General features: G+C 70.2%; 24 protein-coding genes. 9 read left to right on the top strand and 15 right to left on the bottom strand.

Going from position 1 to position 22,843, the window contains the following annotated elements:
* Positions 1-10: 10 nt before the first annotated feature.
* Entirely contained in the window at positions 11-379 is a 369-nt protein-coding gene (locus OG194_RS16890; protein WP_327401680.1) for a hypothetical protein, read from the bottom strand.
* Positions 380-413: 34 nt separating this feature from the next.
* Positions 414-1,310, bottom strand: a complete 897-nt coding sequence (locus OG194_RS16885; protein WP_327401679.1) for an AraC family transcriptional regulator — start codon at positions 1,308-1,310, stop codon at positions 414-416.
* A 162-nt stretch (positions 1,311-1,472) separates the two neighbouring features.
* Here OG194_RS16885 and OG194_RS16880 point away from each other — a divergent pair, with 162 nt between their 5' ends.
* The 3 genes from OG194_RS16880 to msrA (OG194_RS16870) all read left to right on the top strand — a co-directional run bounded on the left by OG194_RS16880 (position 1,473) and on the right by msrA (OG194_RS16870) (position 4,750).
* Positions 1,473-2,555 (top strand): aldo/keto reductase, encoded by a 1,083-nt coding sequence (locus tag OG194_RS16880; RefSeq protein WP_327401678.1) that lies wholly within the window; start codon positions 1,473-1,475, stop codon positions 2,553-2,555.
* Positions 2,556-2,647: 92 nt separating this feature from the next.
* Positions 2,648-4,150, top strand: a complete 1,503-nt coding sequence (locus OG194_RS16875) for an amidase (protein WP_327401677.1) — start codon at positions 2,648-2,650, stop codon at positions 4,148-4,150.
* An 87-nt stretch (positions 4,151-4,237) separates the two neighbouring features.
* Positions 4,238-4,750, top strand: a complete 513-nt coding sequence (msrA, locus tag OG194_RS16870) for a peptide-methionine (S)-S-oxide reductase MsrA (protein ID WP_327401676.1) — start codon at positions 4,238-4,240, stop codon at positions 4,748-4,750.
* 150 nt (positions 4,751-4,900) lie between these two features.
* Here msrA (OG194_RS16870) and OG194_RS16865 read toward each other — a convergent pair whose 3' ends face one another.
* The 7 genes from OG194_RS16865 to OG194_RS16835 form a co-directional block, all read right to left on the bottom strand.
* Entirely contained in the window at positions 4,901-5,842 is a 942-nt protein-coding gene (locus OG194_RS16865; protein ID WP_327407102.1) for a DUF5829 family protein, read from the bottom strand.
* Positions 5,843-6,042: 200 nt separating this feature from the next.
* Complete coding sequence (locus tag OG194_RS16860) at positions 6,043-7,107, bottom strand: threonine ammonia-lyase (RefSeq protein ID WP_327401675.1); 1,065 nt, start codon at positions 7,105-7,107, stop codon at positions 6,043-6,045.
* Between the two features lie 44 nt (positions 7,108-7,151).
* Positions 7,152-7,751 (bottom strand): DUF3885 domain-containing protein, encoded by a 600-nt coding sequence (locus OG194_RS16855; RefSeq protein ID WP_327401674.1) that lies wholly within the window; start codon positions 7,749-7,751, stop codon positions 7,152-7,154.
* A 3-nt stretch (positions 7,752-7,754) separates the two neighbouring features.
* Complete coding sequence (locus tag OG194_RS16850) at positions 7,755-8,357, bottom strand: DUF4291 domain-containing protein (protein ID WP_327401673.1); 603 nt, start codon at positions 8,355-8,357, stop codon at positions 7,755-7,757.
* A 139-nt stretch (positions 8,358-8,496) separates the two neighbouring features.
* Positions 8,497-8,946 (bottom strand): DUF4304 domain-containing protein, encoded by a 450-nt coding sequence (locus OG194_RS16845; protein ID WP_327401672.1) that lies wholly within the window; start codon positions 8,944-8,946, stop codon positions 8,497-8,499.
* A complete protein-coding gene (gene msrA, locus OG194_RS16840) occupies positions 8,939-9,607 on the bottom strand; it encodes a peptide-methionine (S)-S-oxide reductase MsrA (RefSeq protein ID WP_327401671.1) in 669 nt (222 codons plus the stop codon). The genes OG194_RS16845 and msrA (OG194_RS16840) overlap by 8 nt, the downstream gene beginning before the upstream one ends.
* Positions 9,608-9,761: 154 nt before the next feature.
* On the bottom strand, positions 9,762-10,880 hold the full coding sequence (locus OG194_RS16835; protein WP_327401670.1) for a hypothetical protein: 1,119 nt from the start codon (positions 10,878-10,880) through the stop codon (positions 9,762-9,764).
* 142 nt (positions 10,881-11,022) lie between these two features.
* Here OG194_RS16835 and OG194_RS16830 point away from each other — a divergent pair, with 142 nt between their 5' ends.
* Positions 11,023-12,177, top strand: coding sequence for a cystathionine gamma-synthase (locus OG194_RS16830; RefSeq protein WP_327401669.1), 1,155 nt, complete (start codon positions 11,023-11,025; stop codon positions 12,175-12,177).
* Between the two features lie 14 nt (positions 12,178-12,191).
* On the opposite strand, the gene OG194_RS16825 is transcribed toward OG194_RS16830, so the two are convergent.
* The 3 genes from OG194_RS16825 to OG194_RS16815 form a co-directional block, all read right to left on the bottom strand.
* On the bottom strand, positions 12,192-12,440 hold the full coding sequence (locus tag OG194_RS16825; protein WP_327401668.1) for a hypothetical protein: 249 nt from the start codon (positions 12,438-12,440) through the stop codon (positions 12,192-12,194).
* A gap of 34 nt (positions 12,441-12,474) precedes the next feature.
* Positions 12,475-12,978: a sigma factor-like helix-turn-helix DNA-binding protein gene (locus tag OG194_RS16820; protein ID WP_327401667.1), complete on the bottom strand. Its 504-nt coding sequence runs from the start codon at positions 12,976-12,978 to the stop codon at positions 12,475-12,477.
* A 140-nt stretch (positions 12,979-13,118) separates the two neighbouring features.
* Positions 13,119-13,616 carry a MarR family winged helix-turn-helix transcriptional regulator gene (locus OG194_RS16815; protein WP_327401666.1) on the bottom strand — a complete coding sequence of 166 codons (498 nt, stop codon included), beginning with the start codon at positions 13,614-13,616 and terminating at the stop codon, positions 13,119-13,121.
* A 163-nt stretch (positions 13,617-13,779) separates the two neighbouring features.
* Here OG194_RS16815 and ilvA point away from each other — a divergent pair, with 163 nt between their 5' ends.
* The 3 genes from ilvA to OG194_RS16800 all read left to right on the top strand — a co-directional run bounded on the left by ilvA (position 13,780) and on the right by OG194_RS16800 (position 17,073).
* Positions 13,780-15,009, top strand: coding sequence for a threonine ammonia-lyase (ilvA, locus tag OG194_RS16810; protein ID WP_327401665.1), 1,230 nt, complete (start codon positions 13,780-13,782; stop codon positions 15,007-15,009).
* 193 nt (positions 15,010-15,202) lie between these two features.
* Positions 15,203-16,219, top strand: a complete 1,017-nt coding sequence (locus OG194_RS16805) for an ATP-binding cassette domain-containing protein (RefSeq protein ID WP_327401664.1) — start codon at positions 15,203-15,205, stop codon at positions 16,217-16,219.
* Positions 16,216-17,073, top strand: coding sequence for an ABC transporter permease (locus OG194_RS16800; protein WP_327401663.1), 858 nt, complete (start codon positions 16,216-16,218; stop codon positions 17,071-17,073). The genes OG194_RS16805 and OG194_RS16800 overlap by 4 nt, the downstream gene beginning before the upstream one ends.
* Before the next feature lie 69 nt (positions 17,074-17,142).
* On the opposite strand, the gene greA is transcribed toward OG194_RS16800, so the two are convergent.
* Together greA and OG194_RS16790 are read right to left on the bottom strand one after the other, a co-directional pair.
* Positions 17,143-17,643: a transcription elongation factor GreA gene (gene greA, locus OG194_RS16795; protein WP_327401662.1), complete on the bottom strand. Its 501-nt coding sequence runs from the start codon at positions 17,641-17,643 to the stop codon at positions 17,143-17,145.
* A gap of 168 nt (positions 17,644-17,811) precedes the next feature.
* Positions 17,812-18,210 (bottom strand): DUF4307 domain-containing protein, encoded by a 399-nt coding sequence (locus OG194_RS16790; protein WP_327401661.1) that lies wholly within the window; start codon positions 18,208-18,210, stop codon positions 17,812-17,814.
* A 148-nt stretch (positions 18,211-18,358) separates the two neighbouring features.
* Between OG194_RS16790 and mca the strand changes: the two genes are divergently transcribed.
* Both mca and OG194_RS16780 read left to right on the top strand, forming a co-directional pair.
* Positions 18,359-19,219: a mycothiol conjugate amidase Mca gene (gene mca / locus OG194_RS16785; RefSeq protein ID WP_327407101.1), complete on the top strand. Its 861-nt coding sequence runs from the start codon at positions 18,359-18,361 to the stop codon at positions 19,217-19,219.
* Positions 19,212-19,481 (top strand): hypothetical protein, encoded by a 270-nt coding sequence (locus tag OG194_RS16780; RefSeq protein WP_327401660.1) that lies wholly within the window; start codon positions 19,212-19,214, stop codon positions 19,479-19,481. Before mca ends, OG194_RS16780 begins: the two co-directional genes overlap by 8 nt.
* A gap of 33 nt (positions 19,482-19,514) precedes the next feature.
* Here OG194_RS16780 and OG194_RS16775 read toward each other — a convergent pair whose 3' ends face one another.
* Complete coding sequence (locus OG194_RS16775) at positions 19,515-22,718, bottom strand: tetratricopeptide repeat protein (protein ID WP_327401659.1); 3,204 nt, start codon at positions 22,716-22,718, stop codon at positions 19,515-19,517.
* Positions 22,719-22,843 lie beyond the last annotated feature (125 nt).

Here is a 22,843-nt window from a genome sequence, read left to right as displayed (position 1 = left end):
TCGCCGTTTGTCATTCGTCGAGGTAGCGAAGGCGGCCGTCGGCGGGGCCGATGTGCACCCGGCCGTCGCGGATCTGCCACTCGCTCATCCCGTCGATCTCGTGGCTGGCGTGGAACAGCCCGGTCACGTGGTCGTTGTCGTCGTCGGAGGGCGGGATGCGGGCGATGGTCCGCAGCAGATCCAGCATCGCCTCGACCGAGTTCGCGTGGATGTCGGCGCCGTAGAAGACGTAGTGGATCCAGTTGTAGTGGCGGCCGGGCAGGGCCCACGCCTCGTTGTACGGGTAGTCGGCCTCGGGTGACCTGATGATCCGTTCGAGCTGGGCCAACTGCGGCTCGTCGCACTGGAGGAAGCCCCGGACACCGACGAAGACAGCCATGCTCAACTCTCCCTCTCCACCACGCTGTTCACGATCACGCGCCTGCCGTCCCACCCCGCAGCCGTAGCGCATCCTGCCCCGGCGGCCTGCCGAAGGCACGGCGGTATTCGCGGCTGAACTGGGACGCGCTGTCGTAACCGACCGCGAAACCGACGTCCGAGACGTCCCCCGCGCTGCTCATCAGCAGCAACCGGGCCTCCTGGAGGCGGATTCGCTTCTGGTACTGGATCGGGGTCAGGGCGGTCACCGCGCGGAAGTGGCGGTGGAAGGGCGAGGCGCTCATCCCGGCGAGCCGGGCCAGGTCGTCGATGCGGAGGGTCTCCGTGTGGTGGTCGCGGATCCAGCGAATGGCCCTGCCGATATGGGTGAGTTGACTGTCCGCGAGCCCGATCTGCCGTACGAGAGCGCCCTGTTCGCCGGTGATCAGCCGCCAGAGGATCTCCTTCTCGATCAACGGCGCGAGCACCGGCGCGTCGTCGGGACGATCGCACAGCCGCAGCAGACGCACTGCCGCGTCGAGGAGTTCGGCCGGTGCGTCGCACACGGCGAGACCGTGCGGGGTGGTCGTCCCGCGGGGGAGCGGGGTGGCTCCCGTGTCGAGCAGCAGGGAGGCGATCTTCGCCGGTTCGAGGGCCAACCCGCAGGCGAGGAAGGGCACTTCGGGGGTGGCCTGCGTGTAGTGACCGGCGACCGGGAGATCGACCGAGACGACAAGGTACTGCCCGGCGCCGTAGTCGTGGACGCGGTCGCCCAGGGTGAGCCGTTTCGAGCCCTGCGCGACGATCGCCAGGACGGGACGGGCGACGCTCACGGTCGGCGCCTCCGGCTTGTCGGCCCTGGTCAGCAACAGGCCGTCGACGGCGAGGGGCGCACGGTCGGCGTGCCGGTCGATCAGGGCGCGCAGTTCCTTCAGGAGCGCGGGTGGGTGCACGCCTCGATCCAAGCACCGGGAGGGGCCGTCGGCAACTGTCCGCCCGACCGGCAGATAGACAGGATCGTGCAAGCGGGCGGTGGGATCGCCCTAACGATTCCCCTGGTCACGGTGGTGTCCTTGAGGAGCCGGTTTCCCGGCCACTTCCCAAAGGAGCACTTCATGACACTCGACTCGTACGTCGGTCTCGGCCGTTCCGGACTCAAGGTGAGCCCCTTCTGTCTCGGGGCGATGAACTTCGGCGAGGACGCCGGCTTCGGCTGCGGCGTGGAGGAGTCGGAGAAGATCATCCAGGCCTACCTCGACCACGGCGGCAACTTCGTCGACACCGCGAACTTCTACACGAACGGCCACTCGGAAGCGATCCTCGGCGACTTCCTCGCCGCCCGCCCCGGCCTGCGCGACCGCCTGGTCCTGGCCACCAAGTTCTACGGCAACCTCCACCTCGGCGACCCCAACGGCGGCGGCGCCGGCCGCAAGGCGATCATCGGCCAGCTGGACGACTCGCTGCGCCGCCTCCGCACCGACTACATCGACCTGTACTGGCTGCACAACCACGACCGTTCGACACCGGTCGAGGAGACCCTGCGCACCCTGGACGACCTGGTCACGGCGGGCAAGATCCGCTACGTCGGCTTCTCAGACACCCCGGCCTGGTTCACCGCGAAGGCCCACACGACGGCCCTGCTGCGCGACTGGACCCCGGTCACCGCACTCCAGTTGGAGTACTCCCTCCTGGAACGCACCATCGAGGGCGAGTTGATCCCCCTGGCCCAGGACGCGGGGATGGGCGTACTGCCGTGGGGCCCCCTCAAGAGCGGCTATCTGTCCGGGAAGTACACCCGGGACCGGTCAACTCCCGCCGACACGAAGCGTTCCGCGATCCTCGGCTCCCCGACTCCCGCCCAGTTCACGGTGATCGACGCGGTCGCCGAGGTCGCGAAGGAGACGGGCGCGACCTCCGCCGCCGTAGCCCTGTCCTGGGTCCAGAACCGTCCCGGCAGCACGTCCACCCTCATCGGCCCGCGCACCCTGGCCCACCTGGAAGCCAACCTCGCGGCCCTGGACCTCCACCTCACCCCGGCCCAGACGGCGACCCTGGACGAGGTGTCCACGCCCACCCTCAACTTCCCCCACGACCTCAACCGGCAGGTCGGCGACATGCTCAAGTACGCGGGGGCGACGGTGGACGGGGTGCCGAGCGCGGTGTATCCGCCGTTGGCGGCGAGCGGGGCGCGGTACTGAGCGGCGGCGCCGGTTCCCCAGGTCGACGCGTCAACTCCGTTGCGTGAAGCGGCATTTCGTGGCTCCTCGGCATGGTCGCTACGGTCGGATCCATGGAGCCGAATCTGCCGAATTTCCCGACGGCCGAGGAACTCGCCGCCGCGCTGCGCGCCGGTGACGTGTCCTCGGCGGAACTGACCGACGAGGCGATCAGCCGTATCGAGCGGCACGACAAGGCGGTCAACGCGATCTGCGTCCCGGACTTCGACCGTGCCCGGGCCGCGGCACGCGCGGCCGACGAGGCCCGCGCCCGGGGCGAAGACCGGCCGCTGCTCGGCATCCCGGTGACGGTCAAGGAGTCGTACGACATCGCCGGACTGCCCACGACCTGGGGCATGCCGCAGCACCGGAGCCAGCTGCCGGCCGAGGACGCGGTGCAGGTCTCACGGCTCAAGGGCGCGGGCGCGGTGGTGCTCGGCAAGACCAACGTGCCCTTCGGGCTCCAGGACATACAGAGCTTCAACGAGATCTACGGCACCACCAACAACCCCTGGGATCACGGCCGTACGTCGGGTGGCTCGTCCGGCGGGTCGGCGGCGGCCCTGGCGTCCGGGTTCGGGGCGCTGTCCATCGGGTCCGACCTCGCGGGTTCCCTGCGCACCCCCGCGCACTTCTGCGGTGTCTACGCGCACAAGCCGACGCTCGGGCTGGCGGCGACCCGCGGCATGGTCCCGCCGGACACGCCCGTACTGCCGGTCGCACTCGACCTCGCCGTCGTCGGCCCGATGGCACGCACCGCCCGCGACCTCGCCCTCCTGCTCGACGTCATGGCCGGACCGGACCCGCTGACGCTCGGTGTGGCGTACGACGTGACGCTGCCACCCGCGCGCCACGAGCGGCTCGGCGACTTCCGGGTCCTGGTCCTCGACGAGCATCCGCTCATCCCGACCGGGTCCGCGGTACGGGCGGGCGTGAACCGGGTCGCCGACGCGCTAGCCGACGCCGGTGCCCGCGTCGAACGGCACAGTCCGCTGCTGCCCGACCTGGCCGAAGCCGCCCTGCTCTACACGCAGTTGCTGTTCTCGGACTCCGTCGCGCGTTTCCCCGTCGAGGGGTACGAGGAGCTGCGCACCCGTGCCGCCGGACTGAGCGCGGACGATCACAGTCTCGACGCGGCTCGGCTGCGCGGCATGGTGTTCAGTCACCGGGACTGGATGGAGGCGAACAACCGCCGCGAGCTGCACCGGCACGGCTGGCGGCGGCTCTTCGGCGCGTTCGACGCCGTGGTGTGTCCCGTGACGCCCACGCCCGCGTTCCCGCACGACCACAACCCCGATCCGCTGGCACGCCGGCTTGACATCGACGGCGTAGCGCATCCGTACTTCGACCAGCTCGTGTGGGCGGGCGTGCCCACCATGCCCGGGCTGCCCGCCACGGCCGTACCGGCGGGGCGGTCGCCGGAGGGGCTGCCCGTGGGGGTGCAGATCGTCGGGCCGATGTTCGAGGACCGGACCCCGCTGCGGCTGGCGGAACTGCTGGAGGAGAGGATCGGCGGCTTCCAGGCGCCGGGCCTGGTTTGGACGGGCGCGGAATCGCGCGGACCCCTCGTGCGTTGAGCACACTGGGTAAAGGATGCCGGTTACGTACGAGCCGAGTGACCGAACCGCCCGAGTGATCGAGCTGACGGAAATTGGAGGGTCGCGATGGCTGCGCAGACGCAGAGGGCCGTGCTGGCGGGCGGATGCTTCTGGGGAATGGAGGAGCTGGTCCGCCGGCTCCCGGGCGTGACGGCGACCCGGGTCGGCTACACCGGGGGAGACGTGCCGAACGCGACGTACCGTAACCACGGCACGCACGCGGAGGCCATCGAGATCCTCTACGACCCGGAGCAGACCGACTACCGCGCGCTCCTGGAGTTCTTCTTCCAGATCCACGACCCGAGCACCAAGAACCGCCAGGGCAACGACATCGGCCTCAGCTACCGCTCGGCGATCTACTACGTCGACGACGAGCAGAAGCGTGTCGCCGAGGACACGATCGCCGACGTGGACGCGTCGGGCCTGTGGCCGGGCAAGGTCGTCACCGAGGTGGAGCCGGTCGGCCCCTTCTGGGAGGCCGAGCCGGAGCACCAGGACTACCTCCAGCGGTACCCGGACGGCTACACCTGCCACTTCCCGCGGCCGGGGTGGCGACTGCCGGCCCGCGCGGACGGCTGACGCGGACGGCTGGTGCGGATGGCTGACGCTGACGACGAGGCGCGAGCGGTAGATCATCCGGAGGCGTGCGCCCCCTTTCTTCGGCGAAAGGGGGCGCACGCGCTGTCCGGCGGGTGGTGCTGTTCTGCCTAGCGGGTGGTGCCGTTCTGTCTAGCGGGTGGTGCCGCTCGTGCCGTTCTTGGCGAACGTCCAGACCGCGTGGCTGCCGGGGCCGACGGTGAGGGTCGAGTTGCCGATCCGCTCCACGTGCCGGTCCTTCACGGGCCGGTTGAGTGACATGTCGACCTGCTGGTATCCCGTCTGTTCGCGCGGGGCGACGTCGAGCCGGATCGTGGTGCCGCCGCCCTCCGCGACGACGCCCCCGCCCGTCACGGTCCGGACGGTGAACCCGCCGGCCCGCAGCAGCGGCACGGTGTCGGCGAGGTCGCCCGGGGTGATCGCGATCCGGACGGCGGTCACGTCCCGCATGAGGTGGGTGCGGTAGTCGTCGGAGAGGTAGCGCTCCCGGCCGACGTCACCGGGGAAACTCGGCGGCTCGGTGTTGCTGCGCGGGTCGGCGAAGTACTCCGGCCGGTACTCCATCCCCCAGGCGTCGAAGGCGTCGTACTGGGTGTCGGTGAGCACCGCGTCGAACCACGGCACGGGCACACCGTCACCGAAGTCCTTGGTCTGGAGGAAGTCGACGGGTTCGGCGACCCCCTCGTCCTTCAGCCGTTCCCTGACCGTCGCCAGGTCGCCCGCGTGCTCGACCGAGAGGCCGAGTCCGGCGGAGCCGAGGGTGCCGTCCTGGCCCGGGACGTCACCGATCCCGAGCAGTTCCAGGTAGGTCTCGCGGCCCATCAGATAGCGGCCGGTCCAGGTCTGGCCGCCGGTACCGGTCGTGGTGCGGACCTGGAAGTTGGCGAACTCCCGCAGGTAGTCGGAGTGCTCGATGGCGTCGGCGGTGACCCGGTCGAAGACGCCGAAGGAGTGGTTGTAGAACAGCAACTGCCGATCGTACGAGCCGCCCGGGCCCCGGGTCCCCTCGGCCTGTGCCGTCCCCACCCCACCCCCGATCGCTCCGGCGAGAGCCACAGCGAGCACGATGATCATCCGTAGTGTGCGACGAATCAGCATGTGCCGGATCGTAGGGCGGGGAGGGCGCGGCCACCGTTCATTCTGAACGGGGTCGAAATGCTTGACACGTGGCGTTGGTCCCGGACAGTCCAGCCCGCGCCCTCTCACGACGCCCGCCGAGCCCTCGGCGTACGTCTGGCAGGCGGTGTTCGTGGTGAGCGGCGGACGAGCAACGGTCAGGCCCTGTGCGGGAGGGCAGCCGCGCCGACCCAACGGCGATAGGCGTCCCCGTCGACGTTGCTGCCACACACGATGGTGACCACATGCCGGCCCGCGAAACGGTCACGGTCTTCCAGAATCGCCGCGATGCCAAGTGCGGCCGACGGTTCGACGACGAGGCCGGCGTGGTCGAGGAGCATCCGCATACCGGCGACGATCGACGCCTCCTGGACGAGGACGGCGTCGTCGGCGACCAGGAGGAGATCGTCCAGGACGGCCGGGATGGGGCGGCGGCCGGCGACGCCGTCGGCGATGGTGTCGGTCGAGTCGGTGGTGACGACACGGCGCCCGCGCCACGAGCGCGTCATCGCCGGCGCGCCCAGCGGCTGGACGCAGATCACCTCGACGCCGGGCGCCAGGGCTTTCAGCACATGCCCCACGCCGGTGGCCAGCGCCCCACCGCCGAGAGCGATCAGGACGGCGTCGAACGGCGGCGCGGTGCCCGCCGGTTCGGCCGGTTCGGCCACTTCTGCCAGTCCTGCTGGTCCCGTCTGTTTCGCCTGTTCCGCCTGTTCACGTGCCTCCACCAGTTCCAGGCCGATGGTCGCCGCACCCTCGCACGTCTCGATGTCCAGGCTGTCCTCGACCAGCCGGATGCCCTCGTACCGAGCGATCTCCGCCGCCCGCTCGCGCGCCAACTCGTGGTCCCCGTCCACCAGTTCCAGCCCGGCACCCAACGCACGGATGCGGTCCAGCTTGGCCGCCGTAGCAAAACGGGACGCTACGACGGTCACGTCGAGCCCCCGGCCACGACCGGACCAGGCGAGGGCCTGGCCGAGGTTGCCCGCACTGGCGCACACCACGGCCCGCGGACCGTGCTCGGCGAGCAGACTCGCGACCACCTCGGTGCCGCGGCCCTTGAAACTGCGCACCGGGTTCGCCGTTTCGAGCTTGATACTCACCGCACACCCGAGCCCGGGCTCCAACGCCTCGCAGCGATACAGCGGAGTGCCGAGAAACACCGGGTCGATCACCCGCCGAGCGGCCCGGATCCGATCGGTGTCGAGACGCGTCTGCTGCACGAAAGGGGAGCGTAGCGGCACCGGGGCTGTCACCGGTTGTCCCGTCAGAGGCCGGACGGTTGGCTGGACAGCCAGTCGGTGTGCTTGGCGCGAAGGTGGTCGCGTTCTGCGGCTGTGGTGAGAATGACGTCGGCGCCACCGTCGTACGGGTGGTGGATGCGCTGAAGGCCGGTGTCGGTGACGAACACTTCGGCGAGTGTGTCGTCGGCGACGGCGCGCAGCAGTTCGTCGACGCAGCCGTGCTGCCACGGGCGCCGGTCGGTGTAGAGACGGGTGTGGGTGTGGAACTCCGGGTCGGGGTCGTCCTCGTTCGACTCGGTCCACCAGTGGACGCCACTGGGGTGGAGTGTCCGGCGCGGTTCCGGGTAGTGGGCGGGCCCGGCCGGGGTGTCCGACCAGTCCACGGTCACCACGAACACCTCTGTGCCGGCGAACAACTCGTCGAGGACGGTGTTGTACCGGTGCAGCACGATCGCGTACTCGTCCTCGAATTCCGGATACCGCTTCGAACCGGGCAGGCTGTGGAACCGCACCCAGCGGTCCGCGTACGTACTGCGGAACGTGTGGGCGACCGGCGGACCCGACGGCCGCCGTTCCCGCCACAGCGCCGCGAGCGGTGTCGATACGTCGTCGTCGGTGCTCATCCGTCATCCCCGCAGGTGGGCAAGGGCTCCGTCCAGTCCGACTCCCAGCGGGTACGGGCGTTCCCGGGGCAGCAGCCGGGCGGCGGAGTCCAGGTCACCTCCGCTGACGAGCGCCCGGATCTCGTGCGCGAGCGGTGTCACGTCCCGGATGGCGACCGTCCACTCGTCCGCGTAGCGCCGCACGGCCTCACCGGACAGACCGAGTTGCAGCGCACGGTAGGGCAGCGGTCGCAGGCGCAGATCCCGCTCGGGGTCCCACTGCACGCGAGCGGCCGCACGCCTCAACTGCCGCTGCCACGCGGCCCGGTCGGGATGCGTCCCACTGACGTAACTCGACAGACACGCGTGCCGCAGCGCCCACTCGAAGCCGTCACGGCTGATCTCGACAGCCAGGACGGTCTCCTGGCCTGCCTTCGTACCCCAGCCGCAGCGGTACATCATCCACAGGAACGACGGCTTGATCCACGTCATCCGGTCGCGCTTCCACGCGGCAGGGAAACGCCCCTCGCGGGCGGCGGGCAGGCCGATCTCCGGGGGATACGCCTGGTAGACGGTGATCGTGGACTCCGAGTGGACCGCACGGATTCCGCGCTGCGGTTCTTCCATGGCGTACAGGGTGGGGGCCGAGCAGTCCACGGAGCCACCGGTTTTCGACCGGCCGCAGCACCGCTCGTGTGTCAGCTCAGTAACTCAGTTGTTCAGCAACCCAGCAGCTCCCTGGCTCAGCAGTCCAGCAGCCCCGCACTCACGAACGCCGCCGCTCCCGAATCGCAGGCAACGCGTACTCCGTCACCGCGCTGATGACCCCGCGGGCGACCGGCTCCGGGTCGGTCGTGGCGGAGATGGTCCACCAGGTGTCGCGGTTCGCGGGGAGGAGCCCGCCTATGCGGCTGTGCCAGGCGGCGGGGCCGTAGACGGTGTTGGGGCTGGGGCGGGCGGGCAGGTGTGGCTCGCGTCTGCGGGCCTGGGCCCAGCCCAGTTTGTCGGCCACGGTGACGTTGAGGGTGAACTCGACCTGCCCCGCCGTGTTGTGCGCGGCCTTCTGGAAGCCGATGAGCGCCCAGGTTTCGAGGTGGGGCAGTTCGTACGTCTGCCCCGAACCCTTGAAGCCGAGCGCGCGCAGCCCGGGAGCGATCCGTGCGCGCATCAGTGAAGCGAACGCCTGCTGCGCGGTGGGCGCGGAGCCGTCAGCCATCGGACGGCGCCACGCCGATCGGGCAGGACACTCCGGTCCCGCCGATCCCGCAGTAGCCCGCCGGATTCTTGTCGAGGTACTGCTGGTGGTACCCCTCGGCCGGATAGAACACCCGCCCCTGCGCCGGGAGTATCTCCGTGCTGATCGTGCCGTAGCGCGACCTCGTGAGGACCTGCTGGTAGGCCACCCGCGACGCTTCCGCCGCAGCCGCCTGCTCGGGAGTGTGGGTGTAGATCGCCGAGCGGTACTGCGTACCCACATCGCCGCCCTGGCGGAAGCCCTGGGTCGGGTTGTGCGACTCCCAGAACGTCTTCAGCAGCCTCTCGTACGAGATCAGCTTCGGGTCGTAGACCACACGGACCACCTCCGTGTGCCCGGTCAGGCCCGAACAGACCTCCTCGTACGCGGGGTTCTCCGTGTAACCACCCTGGTAACCGACCAACGTGGTCCACACGCCGACCGGAAGCTGCCAGAACGTGCGCTCCGCACCCCAGAAGCAGCCCATTCCGAAGTCGGCGACCTGCAAGTGCTCGGGGTACGGAACGAGCAGGGGGCTGCCGAGAACGCTGTGCCGATCGGGGACCGTGAACATCGGCTCCGGCCGGCCCTGCAAAGCCTGTTCGGGGGTTGGCAGTTGGGGCGTACGGCTGTGCAGGAACATACGATCTCCAATCGGGCCACAACGAGGGTCCGCACCCCTTGAACGGGCGAACCCCGTCGAGAATTCCGCCTTCCTGTCGAGTACGACCCGTTTCGTGTACGACCGCCCCGGCACTCAGCGCTCACCCCAGTGCTCGGCACCCGGCACCCGGCACTCAGTGCGGCAAGCTCGCCGGACTCCCGCCGTTCGCCTCGTACCCGGCCACCGCCAGCGCGCGATAGACCGCGAACTCCGCCGCCGGGTCCGGGGACAGGGTCCAGGGAAGGGCCCCGACGTGGCCGTCGATGTGTATGAGCTGGTTCATCGCCTCGGACCAACGCTCCGCGCGGACCAGGAAGAAGACCAGGAGATGGCGGACGTGCGCCAGCATCGGGTCGTCGGGCCGGGCCGCGTGGATGGCGAAGAGCGCGCCGTGGATCGCCTTCTCCACGACCTCGCTCTGGTAGAAGCTGTTCACCAGGTTCACCTCGGGGAGGTGCTCGAAGACCGCGAAGAGCGGCATCGCGGCGAGCAGGGAACCCTGCGGGGCGCGCGCGGCGGCCGCCTCCGCGAACGAGTTCGCCAGCTCGCGCGAACCGTGCCACTTCTCGCACCAGTAGTGCAGCGCCGTCAGATGTGCCCCCATGTGCGCCGGCGCGCGGTCCAGGATCTTCAGCCACAGCTGCTCGAACTCCGGCTGCGGATACGTCAGTCCGCGGGCCACCGACAGCTCGACGATGTACGGCACCGGGTCACCGGGGGAGAGGAGCGCAGCCTGCCCGCAGGCGTCCCGCGCCTCCTCCATGATGATCCGGAACTCGTCCGTCCCCCGCGTCGACGTACGCCACGCCTGCTGCACCAGGAACTCCGCGTGCACGGCCGCGCCGCCCGCGTCCTTCGGGTGCTCCAGCCGCCACACCCGCAGCCACTGCCCGCCCGGCGTCTCACTGACCCCGCCGGGCCGCTGCTGCAACTCCAGCGACGCGGCGCCCGCGAAGGCCTGCACGCGCTGCCAGCGCAGCTCACCCGTGATGTCGGTGCCGGCCAGCAGCTGCATCGCCGCGCGGTAGTCCTGCGTGCGCTGCACCAGGTCGAGGACGTCCAGCAGGTCCTGGTCGGGGCCGGGCATGCGGATGTCCAGCTCCTCCTCGCGCACGAAGCCGTAGGTCGCCGGGTCCGCGGCGTCCGGGTGGCCCGGCGAGACCTGCTCGATCGCCCCGCGCCTGCGCCGCAGGAACGGGACCAGCACGAAGCCCAGCATGACCAGCGCCATCAGGACCCAGAGAATCTCCATGCCACAAGCGAACCAGACGCGTCCGACAATTGGCCAACCCGGTCCGCCGCCCTGTGGAAAACTCCCCCCACCCCGCCCCCGCGGCCCTGTGGAAAACCTCCGGATCGTCGTCCACCCCGCAGGCGCACTACGCTCGGGGCTCATGAGCGACAGGCACATCAGTCAGCACTTCGAGACCCTCGCGATCCACGCGGGCAACACCGCCGATCCCCTGACCGGCGCGGTCGTCCCGCCGATCTACCAGGTCTCGACCTACAAGCAGGACGGCGTCGGCGGTCTGCGCGGCGGCTACGAGTACAGCCGTAGCGCCAACCCCACCAGGACCGCCCTGGAAGAGAACCTCGCCGCCCTGGAGGGCGGCCGCCGCGGCCTCGCGTTCGCGTCCGGACTGGCGGCCGAGGACTGCCTGTTGCGTACGCTGCTCAGCCCCGGCGACCACGTAGTCATCCCGAACGACGCGTACGGCGGCACGTTCCGGCTGTTCGCGAAGGTCGTCTCCCGGTGGGGCGTCGAGTGGTCGGTCGCCGACACCAGCGACCCGGCGTCGGTACGGGCGGCCATCACCCCGAAGACCAAGGTGGTCTGGGTGGAGACCCCCTCGAACCCGCTGCTCGGCATCACCGACATCGCGGTCGTCGCGCAGATCGCCCGGGACGCGGGCGCGAAGCTCGTCGTCGACAACACCTTCGCGACGCCGTACCTCCAGCAGCCGCTGGCCCTCGGCGCGGACGTCGTCGTGCACTCCCTGACGAAGTACATGGGCGGTCACTCGGACGTGGTCGGCGGCGCGCTGATCGCGGCCGACGAGGCGCTCGGCGAGGAGCTGGCGTATCACCAGAACGCGATGGGCGCGGTCGCCGGGCCCTTCGACTCCTGGCTGGTGCTGCGCGGCGCCAAGACGCTGTCGGTGCGCATGGACCGGCACAGCGAGAACGCCACCAAGATCGCCGACATGCTCACCCGGCACGCACGCGTGATGCGCGTTCTCTACCCGGGCCTCCCGGATCACCCCGGTCACGAGGTCGCCGCCAAGCAGATGCGGGCCTTCGGCGGCATGATCTCCTTCCAGGTCGAGGGCGGCGAGGAAGCGGCCGTCGAGGTCTGCAACCGCGCCAAGGTGTTCACGCTCGGCGAGTCCCTGGGCGGTGTCGAGTCCCTGATCGAACACCCGGGACGCATGACGCACGCGTCCGTGGTCGGCTCGGCCCTGGAGGTCCCCGGCGACCTCGTGCGCCTCTCCGTGGGCATCGAGAACGTGCAGGACCTCCTGGAGGACCTCCAGCAGGCCCTGGGCTAGAAGGGCAGCCGGTCTCACCAACCCGTCAGCGGTGGAGTCGTCTCCGACGGCGGCTCCACCCAGGGATGGACCATCAGCGCCCATACGGTGAACGCCACGACCGCCGTCCACAGCAGCACCCACATCAGCCGCCGGGCGGCCCTGCGGCGGCGCAGCATCCGGCCGCCGCGCCGCACGACGTCCGCGTACAGCTCAGGCGGCACCTGCGGCGGAGTCCGATCCATGATCCGCCGTACGGCCGCCTCCCGCTCGGGCCTGTTCACGCGCGCGTACCCCCGCTCCACGACCTTCCGGACCTCATGACGGCACCACCTTGGCCCCGCCCACCTTCGGTGCCGGACCGCGCGGCGGATGCAGCAACGTCGCCGTCGCCCGCTCGCAGATCGTCCGGACCCGTTCCGTGGGGAGGCCGAGCAGCGCGGCGGCCTGCTCCTCCGCGACCCCCTCGTACAGCCTGAGGACGAGGATCAGCCGCTCCTGGGGCACGAGCGCGCCCAGCGGGCTGTCGGGGTGGGGGCGGCCCCGGCCGAGGCCGCCGTACTGGTGCCAGGCGGCACGGGCGAAACGGGCGGCCAGATACTGGCGGGCGCGGTCGTACGGGTCCTCGCCGCGCAGCCGGTCCCAGCACGCGTACGTGTGTGCCAGGGACAGCGTCAGCAGGCGCCGCGCGCGCGGGTTGTCGTCCGGGGCCTCCGCGGTCAGCAGCGTGGCGGCATGCAGCAGCCGCCCTGCCGCGCCCGCGACGAACGCCTCGAACTCCCGGGCCCGGCGGGCACCTTGGGACGCCTGCCGTTCTCGCACCGCGCAGCCTCACCCCCTGAAGGACCCGGTCTCATATGAGGCCAGGGCCGACGCGAGGTCAAGAGTTCGGTACGAAAGGCGGAGAGCCGGGCATCACGCGCGTGTACCCCGGCCCCGCACTCTTCAGGAACCCGCGTCCTTCAGGAAGCCGACGACGTCTCGGTGCCCGGAACCGCCATCCGCGCGGAGAGGGCGCTGTTGAAGCGTGTGAGGAGCGCGCAGAACACCTCGCGCTCCTCCGGCGCCCAGTCGTGTGTCAGCTCGTCCATCAACTGACGCCTGGACGACCGCACTTCCTCCAGCCGCGACTGCCCACGCGGGGACAGCTGAAGCACCACCGCGCGGCCGTCCTCGGGGTGCGAGGTGCGCTTGACGAGTCCGGTGTCGACGAGCGGCGCCACCTGCCGGGTGACCGTCGAGGAGTCGATCCCCATGCTCGCGGCGAGCGCCTTGACGCCCATCGGGCCTTCCTTGTCCAGGCGGTTGAGCAGCAGATACGCGGCGCGGTCCATGGAGTTGCGCACCTGTCCGACTCCGCCGAGCCGGGTCTGTTCGGCACGGCGCGCGAACACCGCCACCTCGTGCTGGAGAGTGTCGAGGAGACCGGGTTCACCGACGGTCGTCATGTCCATCGACATTTCAGGTGTTGTGGGCATGGCCGGGGGCTCGCTTCATGAAGGGGGTGCTGGGTTGGGGGACAGGGTACGCGGATGGAAGGCGGCCCGTACCGGCGCTGCGCAAACCAGTCTCGGAGGTTGGTCACAGCCGTGGCGCGCGGCTGTGAACTGCGATGCTTGAGTCATGAGCTACAGCACGGCTGACTCCTTGCGACCCGTCACCCTCGACGATGTGCGCGGCGCCCAGAAGATGCTCACGGGCGTGGCGCGGGTGACCGCGATGGAAGGCAGCAGGCACCTTACCCAGCTCGTCGGCTCGCCGGTGCACTTCAAGTGCGAGAACCTCCAGCGGACCGGCTCCTTCAAACTCCGCGGCGCCTACGTCCGTATCGCCGGACTGCTCCCCGAGGAGCGCGCCGCCGGTGTCGTCGCCGCGAGCGCCGGCAACCACGCCCAGGGCGTCGCCCTCGCCTCCGCACTCCTGGGCGTGCGCTCCACGGTGTTCATGCCCAAGGGAGCGCCCCTGCCGAAGATCAGCGCCACCAAGGAGTACGGCGCCGAGGTGCGCCTGCACGGCCATGTGGTCGACGAGACACTGGCCGCCGCGCAGGAGTACGCCCATGAGACGGGCGCGGTGTTCATCCACCCCTTCGACCACCCCGACATCATCGCGGGCCAGGGCACGGTCGGCCTGGAGATCCTCGATCAGTGCCCCGAGGTGCGCACGATCGTCGTCGGCATCGGCGGCGGGGGACTCGCGGCCGGTGTCGCGGTCGCCGTGAAGGCGCTGCGGCCCGACGTGCGGATCGTGGGCGTCCAGGCGGCGGGCGCGGCCGCGTTCCCGCCCTCGCTGGCGGCCGGGCGCCCGGTGGCGATCAAGAACCCGGCGACGATGGCCGACGGCATCAAGGTCGGCTGCCCCGGCGAGGTGCCGTTCGGGATCGTCGCCGACCTGGTGGACGAGGTCCGCACGGTCAGCGAGGACGAGCTGTCCGCCGCGCTGCTGCTGTGCCTGGAGCGGGCCAAGCTGGTCGTCGAACCGGCCGGCGCCAGCCCGGTCGCGGCGCTGCTGAGCGATCCGCAGGGCTTCGAGGGACCGGTCGTCGCGCTGCTGTCCGGCGGGAACGTCGACCCGCTGCTGCTCAACCGCATCCTGCGGCACGGCATGTCCGCGCAGGGCCGCTACCTGGCCGTGACGCTGCGGCTGACGGACCGGCCGGGGGCCCTCGCGACGCTTCTCGGGGTGTTGTCAGTGGTCGACGCTAACGTCCTCGATGTGAGCCACGTCCGGACCGATCCGCGGCTCGGGCTCACGGAGGCGGAGGTCGAGCTGCATCTGGAGACGAAGGGTCCGGTCCACTGCGCCGAGGTCGGCCACGCCCTGCGCGACGCGGGCTACACGGTCATCGACTGAGGTCGGAGCCCGTTCCCCACCCGTCCCCTCACCCGTCCCGTCACTCGTTCGAGAAAATCCGTTGAGACTCGCGATACATCGCGTTATGGTGTGTCTCGTGTCGCCCGCAGGCAGCAGCATGCCGCTCCCACGGGCAGAACAAAAGACACATACCTAGGCTTTTCAAAGAATCCCCGACGACGTGGAGACTGATATGCCAGGCGCCATCTATGCCGAAGGCCTGGTGAAAACCTTCGGCGATGTGAAAGCTCTGGACGGCGTCGACCTCGATGTCCCCGAGGGCACCGTGCTGGGCCTGCTCGGGCCCAACGGCGCGGGCAAGACGACCGCCGTCCGCTGCCTGACCACCCTGCTGCGCCCCGACAGCGGCAAACTGGTCGTCGCCGGCCTCGACGTGCTGAAGCAGCCCAACGAGGTGCGGCGCTCCATCGGCCTCTCCGGCCAGTTCGCCGCGGTCGACGAGTACCTGACCGGCCGGGAGAACCTTCAAATGGTCGGCCAGCTCTACCAGATGAAGGCCAAGGCCGCGAAGGCCCGGGCCGACCAGCTGCTCGACCAGTTCAACCTCGCGGACGCGGCCGACCGCACGGCCAAGACCTACTCCGGAGGCATGCGCCGCCGACTCGACCTGGCGGCGGCGCTCGTCGTCTCCCCGCCCGTGATGTTCATGGACGAGCCGACCACCGGCCTCGACCCGCGCAACCGTCAGATGCTGTGGGAGGTCATCAAACAGCTCGTCTCCGGCGGTACGACACTCCTGCTGACCACCCAGTACCTGGAGGAGGCCGACCACCTCGCGCACGACATCGCGGTGGTCGACCACGGCCGCGTCATCGCCCGCGGCACCTCAGACCAGCTCAAGGCCCGCACCGGCGGCGAGCGCGTCGAGGTCGTCGTGCACGAGCGCGACCACATCGCGATCGCCTCCGAGGTCCTTCTCGGCTTCGGCAAGGGCGACACCACGGTCGAGGAGCACACCCGCAAGCTCACCGTCCCCGTCACCGGCGGCGCGAAGCTCCTGGCCGAGGTGATCCGCGAGCTCGACTCCCGCGGCATCGAGATCGACGACATCGGCCTCCGCCGCCCCACCCTCGACGATGTGTTCCTGTCCCTGACAGGCCACGTGGCAGAGGAGAAGGCCGAGGAGAACGGCACGGACGAGAACCAGACCCCCAAGGACCGCAAGCAGAAGAAGGAGGCCGCGAAGTGAGTGCCGTCACCGATGCCGCGCCGGTCGCGGCGCCGAGCAGCGCGCTGGGCCAGTCCGTGCACGACTCACTGGTCGTCGCCAAGCGCAACCTGATCCGCATGAGCCGGATTCCCGAGATGGTCATCTTCGGACTGATCCAACCCATCATGTTCGTGGTGCTGTTCACCTACGTCTTCGGCGGTTCCATGCAGATCGGCGGCAGCACCAGCGCCACCGACTACAAGAACTTCCTGATGGCCGGCATCTTCGCGCAGACCGTCACCTTCGCCACCGCCAGTTCCGGGGCGGGCATCGCCGACGACATGCACAAGGGCCTCATCGACCGGTTCCGTTCGCTGCCCATGGCGCGCGGCGCGGTGCTGACCGGGCGGACGCTCGCGGACCTCGTGCAGACCGCGCTGACCCTGCTGGTCCTCGCGATAGTCGCCCTGCTGGTCGGCTGGCGGGTCGGGTCGGACGGGGGCACCAACGCCGGCAAGGTGCTCGGCGCCTTCGGGCTGCTGCTTCTGCTCGGGTACGCGTTCACCTGGATCGGCGCCCTGATCGGGCTCAGCGTCCGTACGCCCGAGGCGGCCACCTCCGGCGGACTGATCTGGCTCTTCCCGGTCACGTTCATCTCGAACGCGTTCGTGGACACCAGCAACATGACGCCCTGGCTGCGCCACATCGCCGAGTGGAACCCCTTCAGCGCCACCGTGCAGGCCTGCCGGGTGCTCTTCGCCAACCCGGGACAGTCGCCCTCGGACGCCTGGCCCATGGTGCACCCGGTGTGGGCCTCACTGATCTACTCGCTGCTGATCATCCTCGTATTCCGGACGCTGGCGGTACGGAAGTACCGCTCGGCGACGGCCTGAGGACGCACGACGAAGCCCCCGGCGCCGCAAGGTCGCCGGGGGCTCGCCGAAGGGCGGGGGTCCTGAGGGTCAGCCGTTGTACGGCACGGCCTTGAGGATCGTCACCGAGGCCTTCTTGCCGTTGGGCAGCTCGTACTGCGCCACCTCGCCGACCTTGTGGCCGAGCACGCCGGAGCCCAGCGGGGACTGCGGCGAGTAGGTCTCGATGTCGGCGCTCGCGTACTCGCGCGAGGCGAGCAGGAAGGTCGTCGTGTCGCTCTCGTCGCCGTCGAAGGCGATCGTGACGACCATGCCGGGCGCGACCGCGCCGTCCGACGACGCCGGAGCCTCGCCGACCTTGGCCTTCTCCAGAAGCTGGGTCAGCTGGCGGATACGGAGCTCCTGCTTGCCCTGCTCCTCCTTGGCCGCGTGGTACCCGCCGTTCTCGCGCAGGTCGCCCTCCTCGCGAGCGGCCGCGATCTTCACGGTGATCTCGGCGCGCGCGGGACCAGACAGGTACTCCAGCTCGTCCTTGAGCTTGGTGTACGCCTCCTGCGTGAGCCAGGTGACGTCTTCGCTGGTCTGGGTCACAGGTGCTCCTCGTAGGTACTGGGAATACAAAGCATCGCCCTACCCAGAAGAATGTTCCTTCATGGAAGGGCGAAACCACGAGCCTAACAATTCAATGGCGTCAGGGGGAGGACATAAGCCGTCAGATATACGTCAACGCTGGTCAGCGCCTACGTAACAAGGGTGACGTCAGTCGGAGTGGCAGCCCAGCAGCTCGGCCGTGGTGCCCCTGGCCGTGGTGCGCAGGGTGACGACCCGGTCGATGCGGGTCGCGGAGCCGCCGAAGTGGAAGTCGGCGCGGCCCACCTCGGACTGGTCGGCGGCCTGGGAGCGCAGGGTGCAGTAGCCGGTGGTCCCGGAGTCCTTGTGGACCTCCAGATGCACCTTGACCTCGTTGCCCGAGGCCTGGAAGGTGATCACCTCGGCGCTGATCTTGGCCTCGACGACGTAGTGGTAGGCGAAGTACCCGACGAGGGCGAGCAGCATCGCCGCGAGGACGGCGCCGGCGATCCTGAGCTTGTGGTCGGCACGCTCGTCCGACGAGCGGCCGTAACGGCCCTCGGGCAGTCGCGTACTCGCCGTACTCATGATCGTCCTCTCGGCAAGGGGCCGTGGAAGCGGGCCCCCGGAATTATTCGCCTCCCGATTCGGTCACTATAGAAGCCGCCGATCGCACCCCAATACACCGGGGCGCCGACCTACTGAGGATTGAGTCTTGACTGACCAGCTGCGACTGATGGCCGTCCACGCGCACCCCGACGACGAGTCGAGCAAGGGCGCGGCCACCATGGCGAAGTACGTGTCCGAGGGGGTGGACGTGCTGGTCGTGACCTGCACGGGCGGGGAGCGCGGCTCCATCCTCAACCCGAAGCTCCAGGGCGACACGTACATCGAGGAGCACATCCACGAGGTGCGCAAGAAGGAGATGGACGAGGCCCGCGAGATCCTCGGCATCAAGCAGGAGTGGCTCGGCTTCGTCGACTCGGGGCTGCCCGAGGGCGACCCGCTGCCGCCGCTGCCCGAGGGCTGCTTCGCGCTGGAGGACGTCGACAAGGCGGCCGGCGAGCTGGTGAAGCAGATCCGTTCGTTCCGTCCGCAGGTGATCACCACCTATGACGAGAACGGCGGTTACCCGCACCCCGACCACATCATGACCCACAAGATCTCGATGGTGGCGTTCGAGGGCGCGACGGACACCGAGAAGTACCCGGAGTCGGAGTACGGCCCGGCGTACCGGCCGCAGAAGCTGTACTACAACCAGGGCTTCAACCGGCAGCGCACCGAGGCCCTGCACAACGCGCTGCTGGCGCGCGGCCTGGAGTCGCCGTACGAGGAGTGGCTCAAGCGCTGGAACGACTCGGGGCACACCGAGCGCACGCTCACCACTCACATTCCGTGCGCCGAGTTCTTCGAGATCCGCGACAAGGCGCTGCTCGCGCACGCCACGCAGATCGACCCCGACGGCGGCTGGTTCCGGGTGCCGATGGAGATCCAGAAGGAGGTCTGGCCGACCGAGGAGTACGAGCTCGCGAAGTCCCTCGTCGATACCTCCCTCCCCGAGGACGATCTGTTTGCGGGCATCCGCGACAATGCCTGACATGAGCTCAAGCGCAGCCCTGGCAATGACGCACCTGGTCCCCCTCGCCGAGGTCGACGAGAACAAGGTCACCCCCGGCGTCCTCGGCTTCATCGTGTTCGCGGTGATGGCCCTGGCCGTCTGGGGCCTGATGAAGTCCATGAGCAAGCAGATGAACAAGGTCGACTTCAAGGAGGGCGCGGACCCGAAGGCCGAGTCGACCGCGGAGTCGAAGGCCGAGTCCGGGGCCGCCCCGGCCGAACCCAAGGCCAAGCAGGGCTGAGGCGGCCGGTCCGGCGGCTCGCACGAACGGTGCTCAGGGGGTGCCGGACACCGCCACCCCCATCACCTCCCGTGCATGCCGGCTCGGCACCATGCCCAGCCGCCACGCCTGCCAGCCCGCCTCCAGGTTCACGCCCCGCTCCAGCAGCAGCTGGTACGCCTCCACGTAGTCGTCGAGTTTCTCGTCGCGGAACGGGTGGCGGGCGCGGGACAGCTGGGCCAGTTCCTCCTGGGCGACCGCCGTGCCGACCACGACCCCGCCGGGGGCCGCGTACGGCAGCAGCGTGGAGCGCAGGAAGTGGGCCCAGTCCTCGCCGCGGTGGTCGCCGTACGAGGTGAACAGGCCTACGGCCTCGTCGCACAGCGTCAACGCCTGTTGGGTACGGGCGTTGCCCGCGTCGACGACCGCGAGCTCCAGGCAGGTCCAGGCCTCGCCGTGGGCTACGCCGATGCGCTGGAAGTCGGCGCGGGCGTCGACCAGGAGCTGGCGGGCGAACCCGGAGTTGCGCAGCGAACCGGTCTGGGCCGCGCGCTGGTCGCGGGTGACGCGTGCCGAGTGGTGCCGGGCGCAGGCGAGGCCGTAGACGTCGCGCATGCGGGAGAACATCGTGCGGGAGCGTTCCAGTTCGCGCACCGCGAGGTCGAGGTTGCCGGTCTCCTCCAGGGCCTGGCCGAGGTAGTAGACGGTCCAGGCCTCGCCGCGGGCGTCCTCGTTGTCGCGGTGCCGGGCGGCCGCCTGGCGCAGGCCGTCGATCGCGGGGGACGGGTCGCCGGCGACGAGTCGGGCGCGGGCCAGCTGGGTCAGCGCCCAGGCCTCGCCGCGGGCGTCGCGGGTGCGGCCGTAGAGGCCGAGGGCGGTGGTGAGTTCGGACTCGGCGCGCGGGATGTCGCCCATGCGCAGGCCGAGTTGGCCGAGCTGGAAGTGGGCCCAGGCCTCGCCGTGGACGGACTCGCCGGCGCGGTGCAGGACGAGGGAGTCGGTCAACAGCCGCATGGCTTCCGGGAGTCGGCCGCGATCCCGCTCTACGGCGGCCAGGGCGTGCATCGTCCAGGCGCGGTCCGTGGCGAGTTCGGGCGGAGCTTGCAGGTCGAGGGCCTCGCGGAGTTTCGCCGCCGCCTCGGTGAGGTTGCCCTGGTGGTGGAGGGTGATGCCGAGGGAGCAGAGGGCGCGTGCGGCGCCCGCGTCGTGATGGGCCTCCATGTAGAGGTCGACGACGGAGGTGAGGGTGGTGCGCGCCTTGTCGAGTTCGCCGAGCTGCCGGGCCGCGATACCGGTGCGCCACTGCACCGAGCGGACAAGCAGCCCCTGGTCGACGGCCTGCGCCAACTCGCTGATCTCACCGAGCCGGTAGAGGTCGCCGCGCAGCAGGCAGTAGTCGCACAGCGCGCCCAGCAGATTCAGTACGGCGCCCTGGTCGACGCCCTCCGCGTGCCGCAGCGTCGAGGTGATGAAGCTCGACTCGTCGTCCAGCCAGCGCAGCGCCTCGTCGAGCGAGGTGAAGCCGTGCGGGCCGAACCGGTCCGAGCGCGTCGACATGTTGCCGTCGACCAACCGCAGGACGGAGTCGGCGAGTTCGCCGTAGTTCACGATCAACCGCTCCTGCGCGGCGGTACGTTCGGCCGGCTCCTCCTCGTCGAGGAGGCGGGCCTGGGCGAAGGCGCGGACCAGGTCGTGCAGGCGGTAGCGGGTGCCGCGGACGTGGTCGATGAGGCCCGCCCGGGACAGGGCCTCCAGTTGGCGGGTGGCCTCCGTGTCGTCGGTGGCCAGCAGGGCCGCCGCGGCCGCCGCGCCCAGTGAGGCCCGGCCGGCCAGCGCGAGCCGCCGCAGCAGGGTGCGGGCCTGGTCCGACTGGTCGGTGTAGCGCAGCCACAGCGCCCGTTCGACCGGTTCCACGGGTCCGTACGCGCCGAGATCCGTGGCCAGTCGACCCGGTGAGCGCGGGCCGAGGGACGAGCCCGCGATCCGCAGCGCCAGCGGCAGCCCGCCGCACAACTCCCTGATGCGGTCGGCGGATTCGGCGTCGTACGGCTCCGAACCGTCCTGCGCCGCCGCGCCCAGCAGCTCCTCCGCGCCCGCCGAGTCCAGCGACTCCACCGGCAACTGGTGCACCCAGGCGGCGAGTTCGGCGGGCAGGTCGAGAGGCTTGCGGGCGGTGACCACCACCAGGCTGTCCGAGCGCTCGGGCACCAGCGTCGCCACCTGCGCGATATCGGAGGCGTCGTCCAGGACGATCGTCACCGGCAGTCCGGTCAGGTGCTGGTGGTACAACTCGCCCAGCCGCTTGACCTGTTGGTCGGGTGAGGAGCGCTCACGGAACAGCAGCTGCTCGCGCGGCGCGCCGAGCCGGTTCAGCAGATGCAGCAGGGCGTCACGGGTGGGCAACGGCGGCTCACCCGGGCTGTCGCCGCGCAGGTCCACCACGCAGGCACCGCGGAACTGGTCCCGCAGATCGTGCGCGGCCCGCACCGCGAGAGTGGTACGCCCCGAACCGGGAGCACCGTGCAGCACGACCACGGTCGGCCGGGTCTCCGTACTCGCGCGCCCCGCCTGCACCAGTTGCCGAATCCGGGCCAGCTCCACCCGCCGCCCGGCGAACGCCCCCACAGCATCCGGGAGTTGACCGAAGGACTGCTCCAGCACACTCCTTCTCCGCGCCGCCGCACTCTTGTCCGCACCACGCAACTGCGGCCCCGGCTTCCGCGTCGGCCCGGTGGACGCGGCGAGCACCCGCTGCTGGTCCAGGAACGGCCGAATGCCCCGCACCTCCAGCGCCGTCAGCCACTGCAACCGCAACTGCTCCGGACCGCCGGGCTGACTCACGGCACCCGCGCGGTGATGCGCGGCGGGCAGATGCGAGGCGGTCACCTTCACGACGGTCGCCGCCGCACCCACGACCCCGACGGCCACCCCGGCGCCGAACGCCGTACCGGTCCCGGCCCCGAGGGCGAGGTCGGCCACCACAGCGGCGACCGCGCCAACACCCGCCACCAGCAGGGGAGTTCCGCCACCCTCCTTGGCATACCGCTGCCCGAAGGTGAGCTGCCCCGCCGACGCCTCGTCGAGAGCCCTCGTATAGGCCTCGTACTCCTCGGCCGCCGTCTGGGCCATGGCGTCCAGAGCGGCCCGGGACCGCGCCAGCAGCACCTGCCCGTCCGTGCGCCCGCCGGAGCGCCGCACCTCCTCCTCCACGGCCCGAACCAACAGCCGCTCGGCATCGGTCCGATGGCTGTCCCGCATGTGTCGTCCCCCTCCGGCGGCAACTCCCTGGCCTATGAGTGTCCTTCGGCGAGGGCGGGAGCGCGAGAGGGCGACGATCACCGGCTCGGCACGGGTGACCTTGAGGGCGATCGCTCGTTCTTGTG

It is taken from the genome of Streptomyces sp. NBC_01288 (assembly GCF_035982055.1).
Lineage (GTDB): Bacteria > Actinomycetota > Actinomycetes > Streptomycetales > Streptomycetaceae > Streptomyces.
Note: the sequence above shows the minus strand (reverse complement) of the source record. Positions and strands in the feature narration are given on the sequence as shown.

What these genes read in the sequence shown, in the direction of transcription:
- OG194_RS16890 (WP_327401680.1), bottom strand. Translation starts at nt 379, where the DNA reads ATGGCTGTCTTCGTCGGTGTCCGGGGCTTCCTCCAGTGCGACGAGCCG.
- OG194_RS16880 (WP_327401678.1), top strand. Translation starts at nt 1,473, where the DNA reads ATGACACTCGACTCGTACGTCGGTCTCGGCCGTTCCGGACTCAAGGTG.
- OG194_RS16875 (WP_327401677.1), top strand. Translation starts at nt 2,648, where the DNA reads ATGGAGCCGAATCTGCCGAATTTCCCGACGGCCGAGGAACTCGCCGCC.
- msrA (WP_327401676.1), top strand. Translation starts at nt 4,238, where the DNA reads ATGGCTGCGCAGACGCAGAGGGCCGTGCTGGCGGGCGGATGCTTCTGG.
- OG194_RS16865 (WP_327407102.1), bottom strand. Translation starts at nt 5,842, where the DNA reads ATGATCATCGTGCTCGCTGTGGCTCTCGCCGGAGCGATCGGGGGTGGG.
- OG194_RS16855 (WP_327401674.1), bottom strand. Translation starts at nt 7,751, where the DNA reads ATGAGCACCGACGACGACGTATCGACACCGCTCGCGGCGCTGTGGCGG.
- OG194_RS16850 (WP_327401673.1), bottom strand. Translation starts at nt 8,357, where the DNA reads ATGGAAGAACCGCAGCGCGGAATCCGTGCGGTCCACTCGGAGTCCACG.
- OG194_RS16845 (WP_327401672.1), bottom strand. Translation starts at nt 8,946, where the DNA reads ATGGCTGACGGCTCCGCGCCCACCGCGCAGCAGGCGTTCGCTTCACTG.
- msrA (WP_327401671.1), bottom strand. Translation starts at nt 9,607, where the DNA reads ATGTTCCTGCACAGCCGTACGCCCCAACTGCCAACCCCCGAACAGGCT.
- OG194_RS16835 (WP_327401670.1), bottom strand. Translation starts at nt 10,880, where the DNA reads ATGGAGATTCTCTGGGTCCTGATGGCGCTGGTCATGCTGGGCTTCGTG.
- OG194_RS16830 (WP_327401669.1), top strand. Translation starts at nt 11,023, where the DNA reads ATGAGCGACAGGCACATCAGTCAGCACTTCGAGACCCTCGCGATCCAC.
- OG194_RS16815 (WP_327401666.1), bottom strand. Translation starts at nt 13,616, where the DNA reads ATGTCGATGGACATGACGACCGTCGGTGAACCCGGTCTCCTCGACACT.
- ilvA (WP_327401665.1), top strand. Translation starts at nt 13,780, where the DNA reads ATGAGCTACAGCACGGCTGACTCCTTGCGACCCGTCACCCTCGACGAT.
- OG194_RS16805 (WP_327401664.1), top strand. Translation starts at nt 15,203, where the DNA reads ATGCCAGGCGCCATCTATGCCGAAGGCCTGGTGAAAACCTTCGGCGAT.
- OG194_RS16790 (WP_327401661.1), bottom strand. Translation starts at nt 18,210, where the DNA reads ATGAGTACGGCGAGTACGCGACTGCCCGAGGGCCGTTACGGCCGCTCG.
- mca (WP_327407101.1), top strand. Translation starts at nt 18,359, where the DNA reads ATGGCCGTCCACGCGCACCCCGACGACGAGTCGAGCAAGGGCGCGGCC.
- OG194_RS16780 (WP_327401660.1), top strand. Translation starts at nt 19,212, where the DNA reads ATGCCTGACATGAGCTCAAGCGCAGCCCTGGCAATGACGCACCTGGTC.
- OG194_RS16775 (WP_327401659.1), bottom strand. Translation starts at nt 22,718, where the DNA reads ATGCGGGACAGCCATCGGACCGATGCCGAGCGGCTGTTGGTTCGGGCC.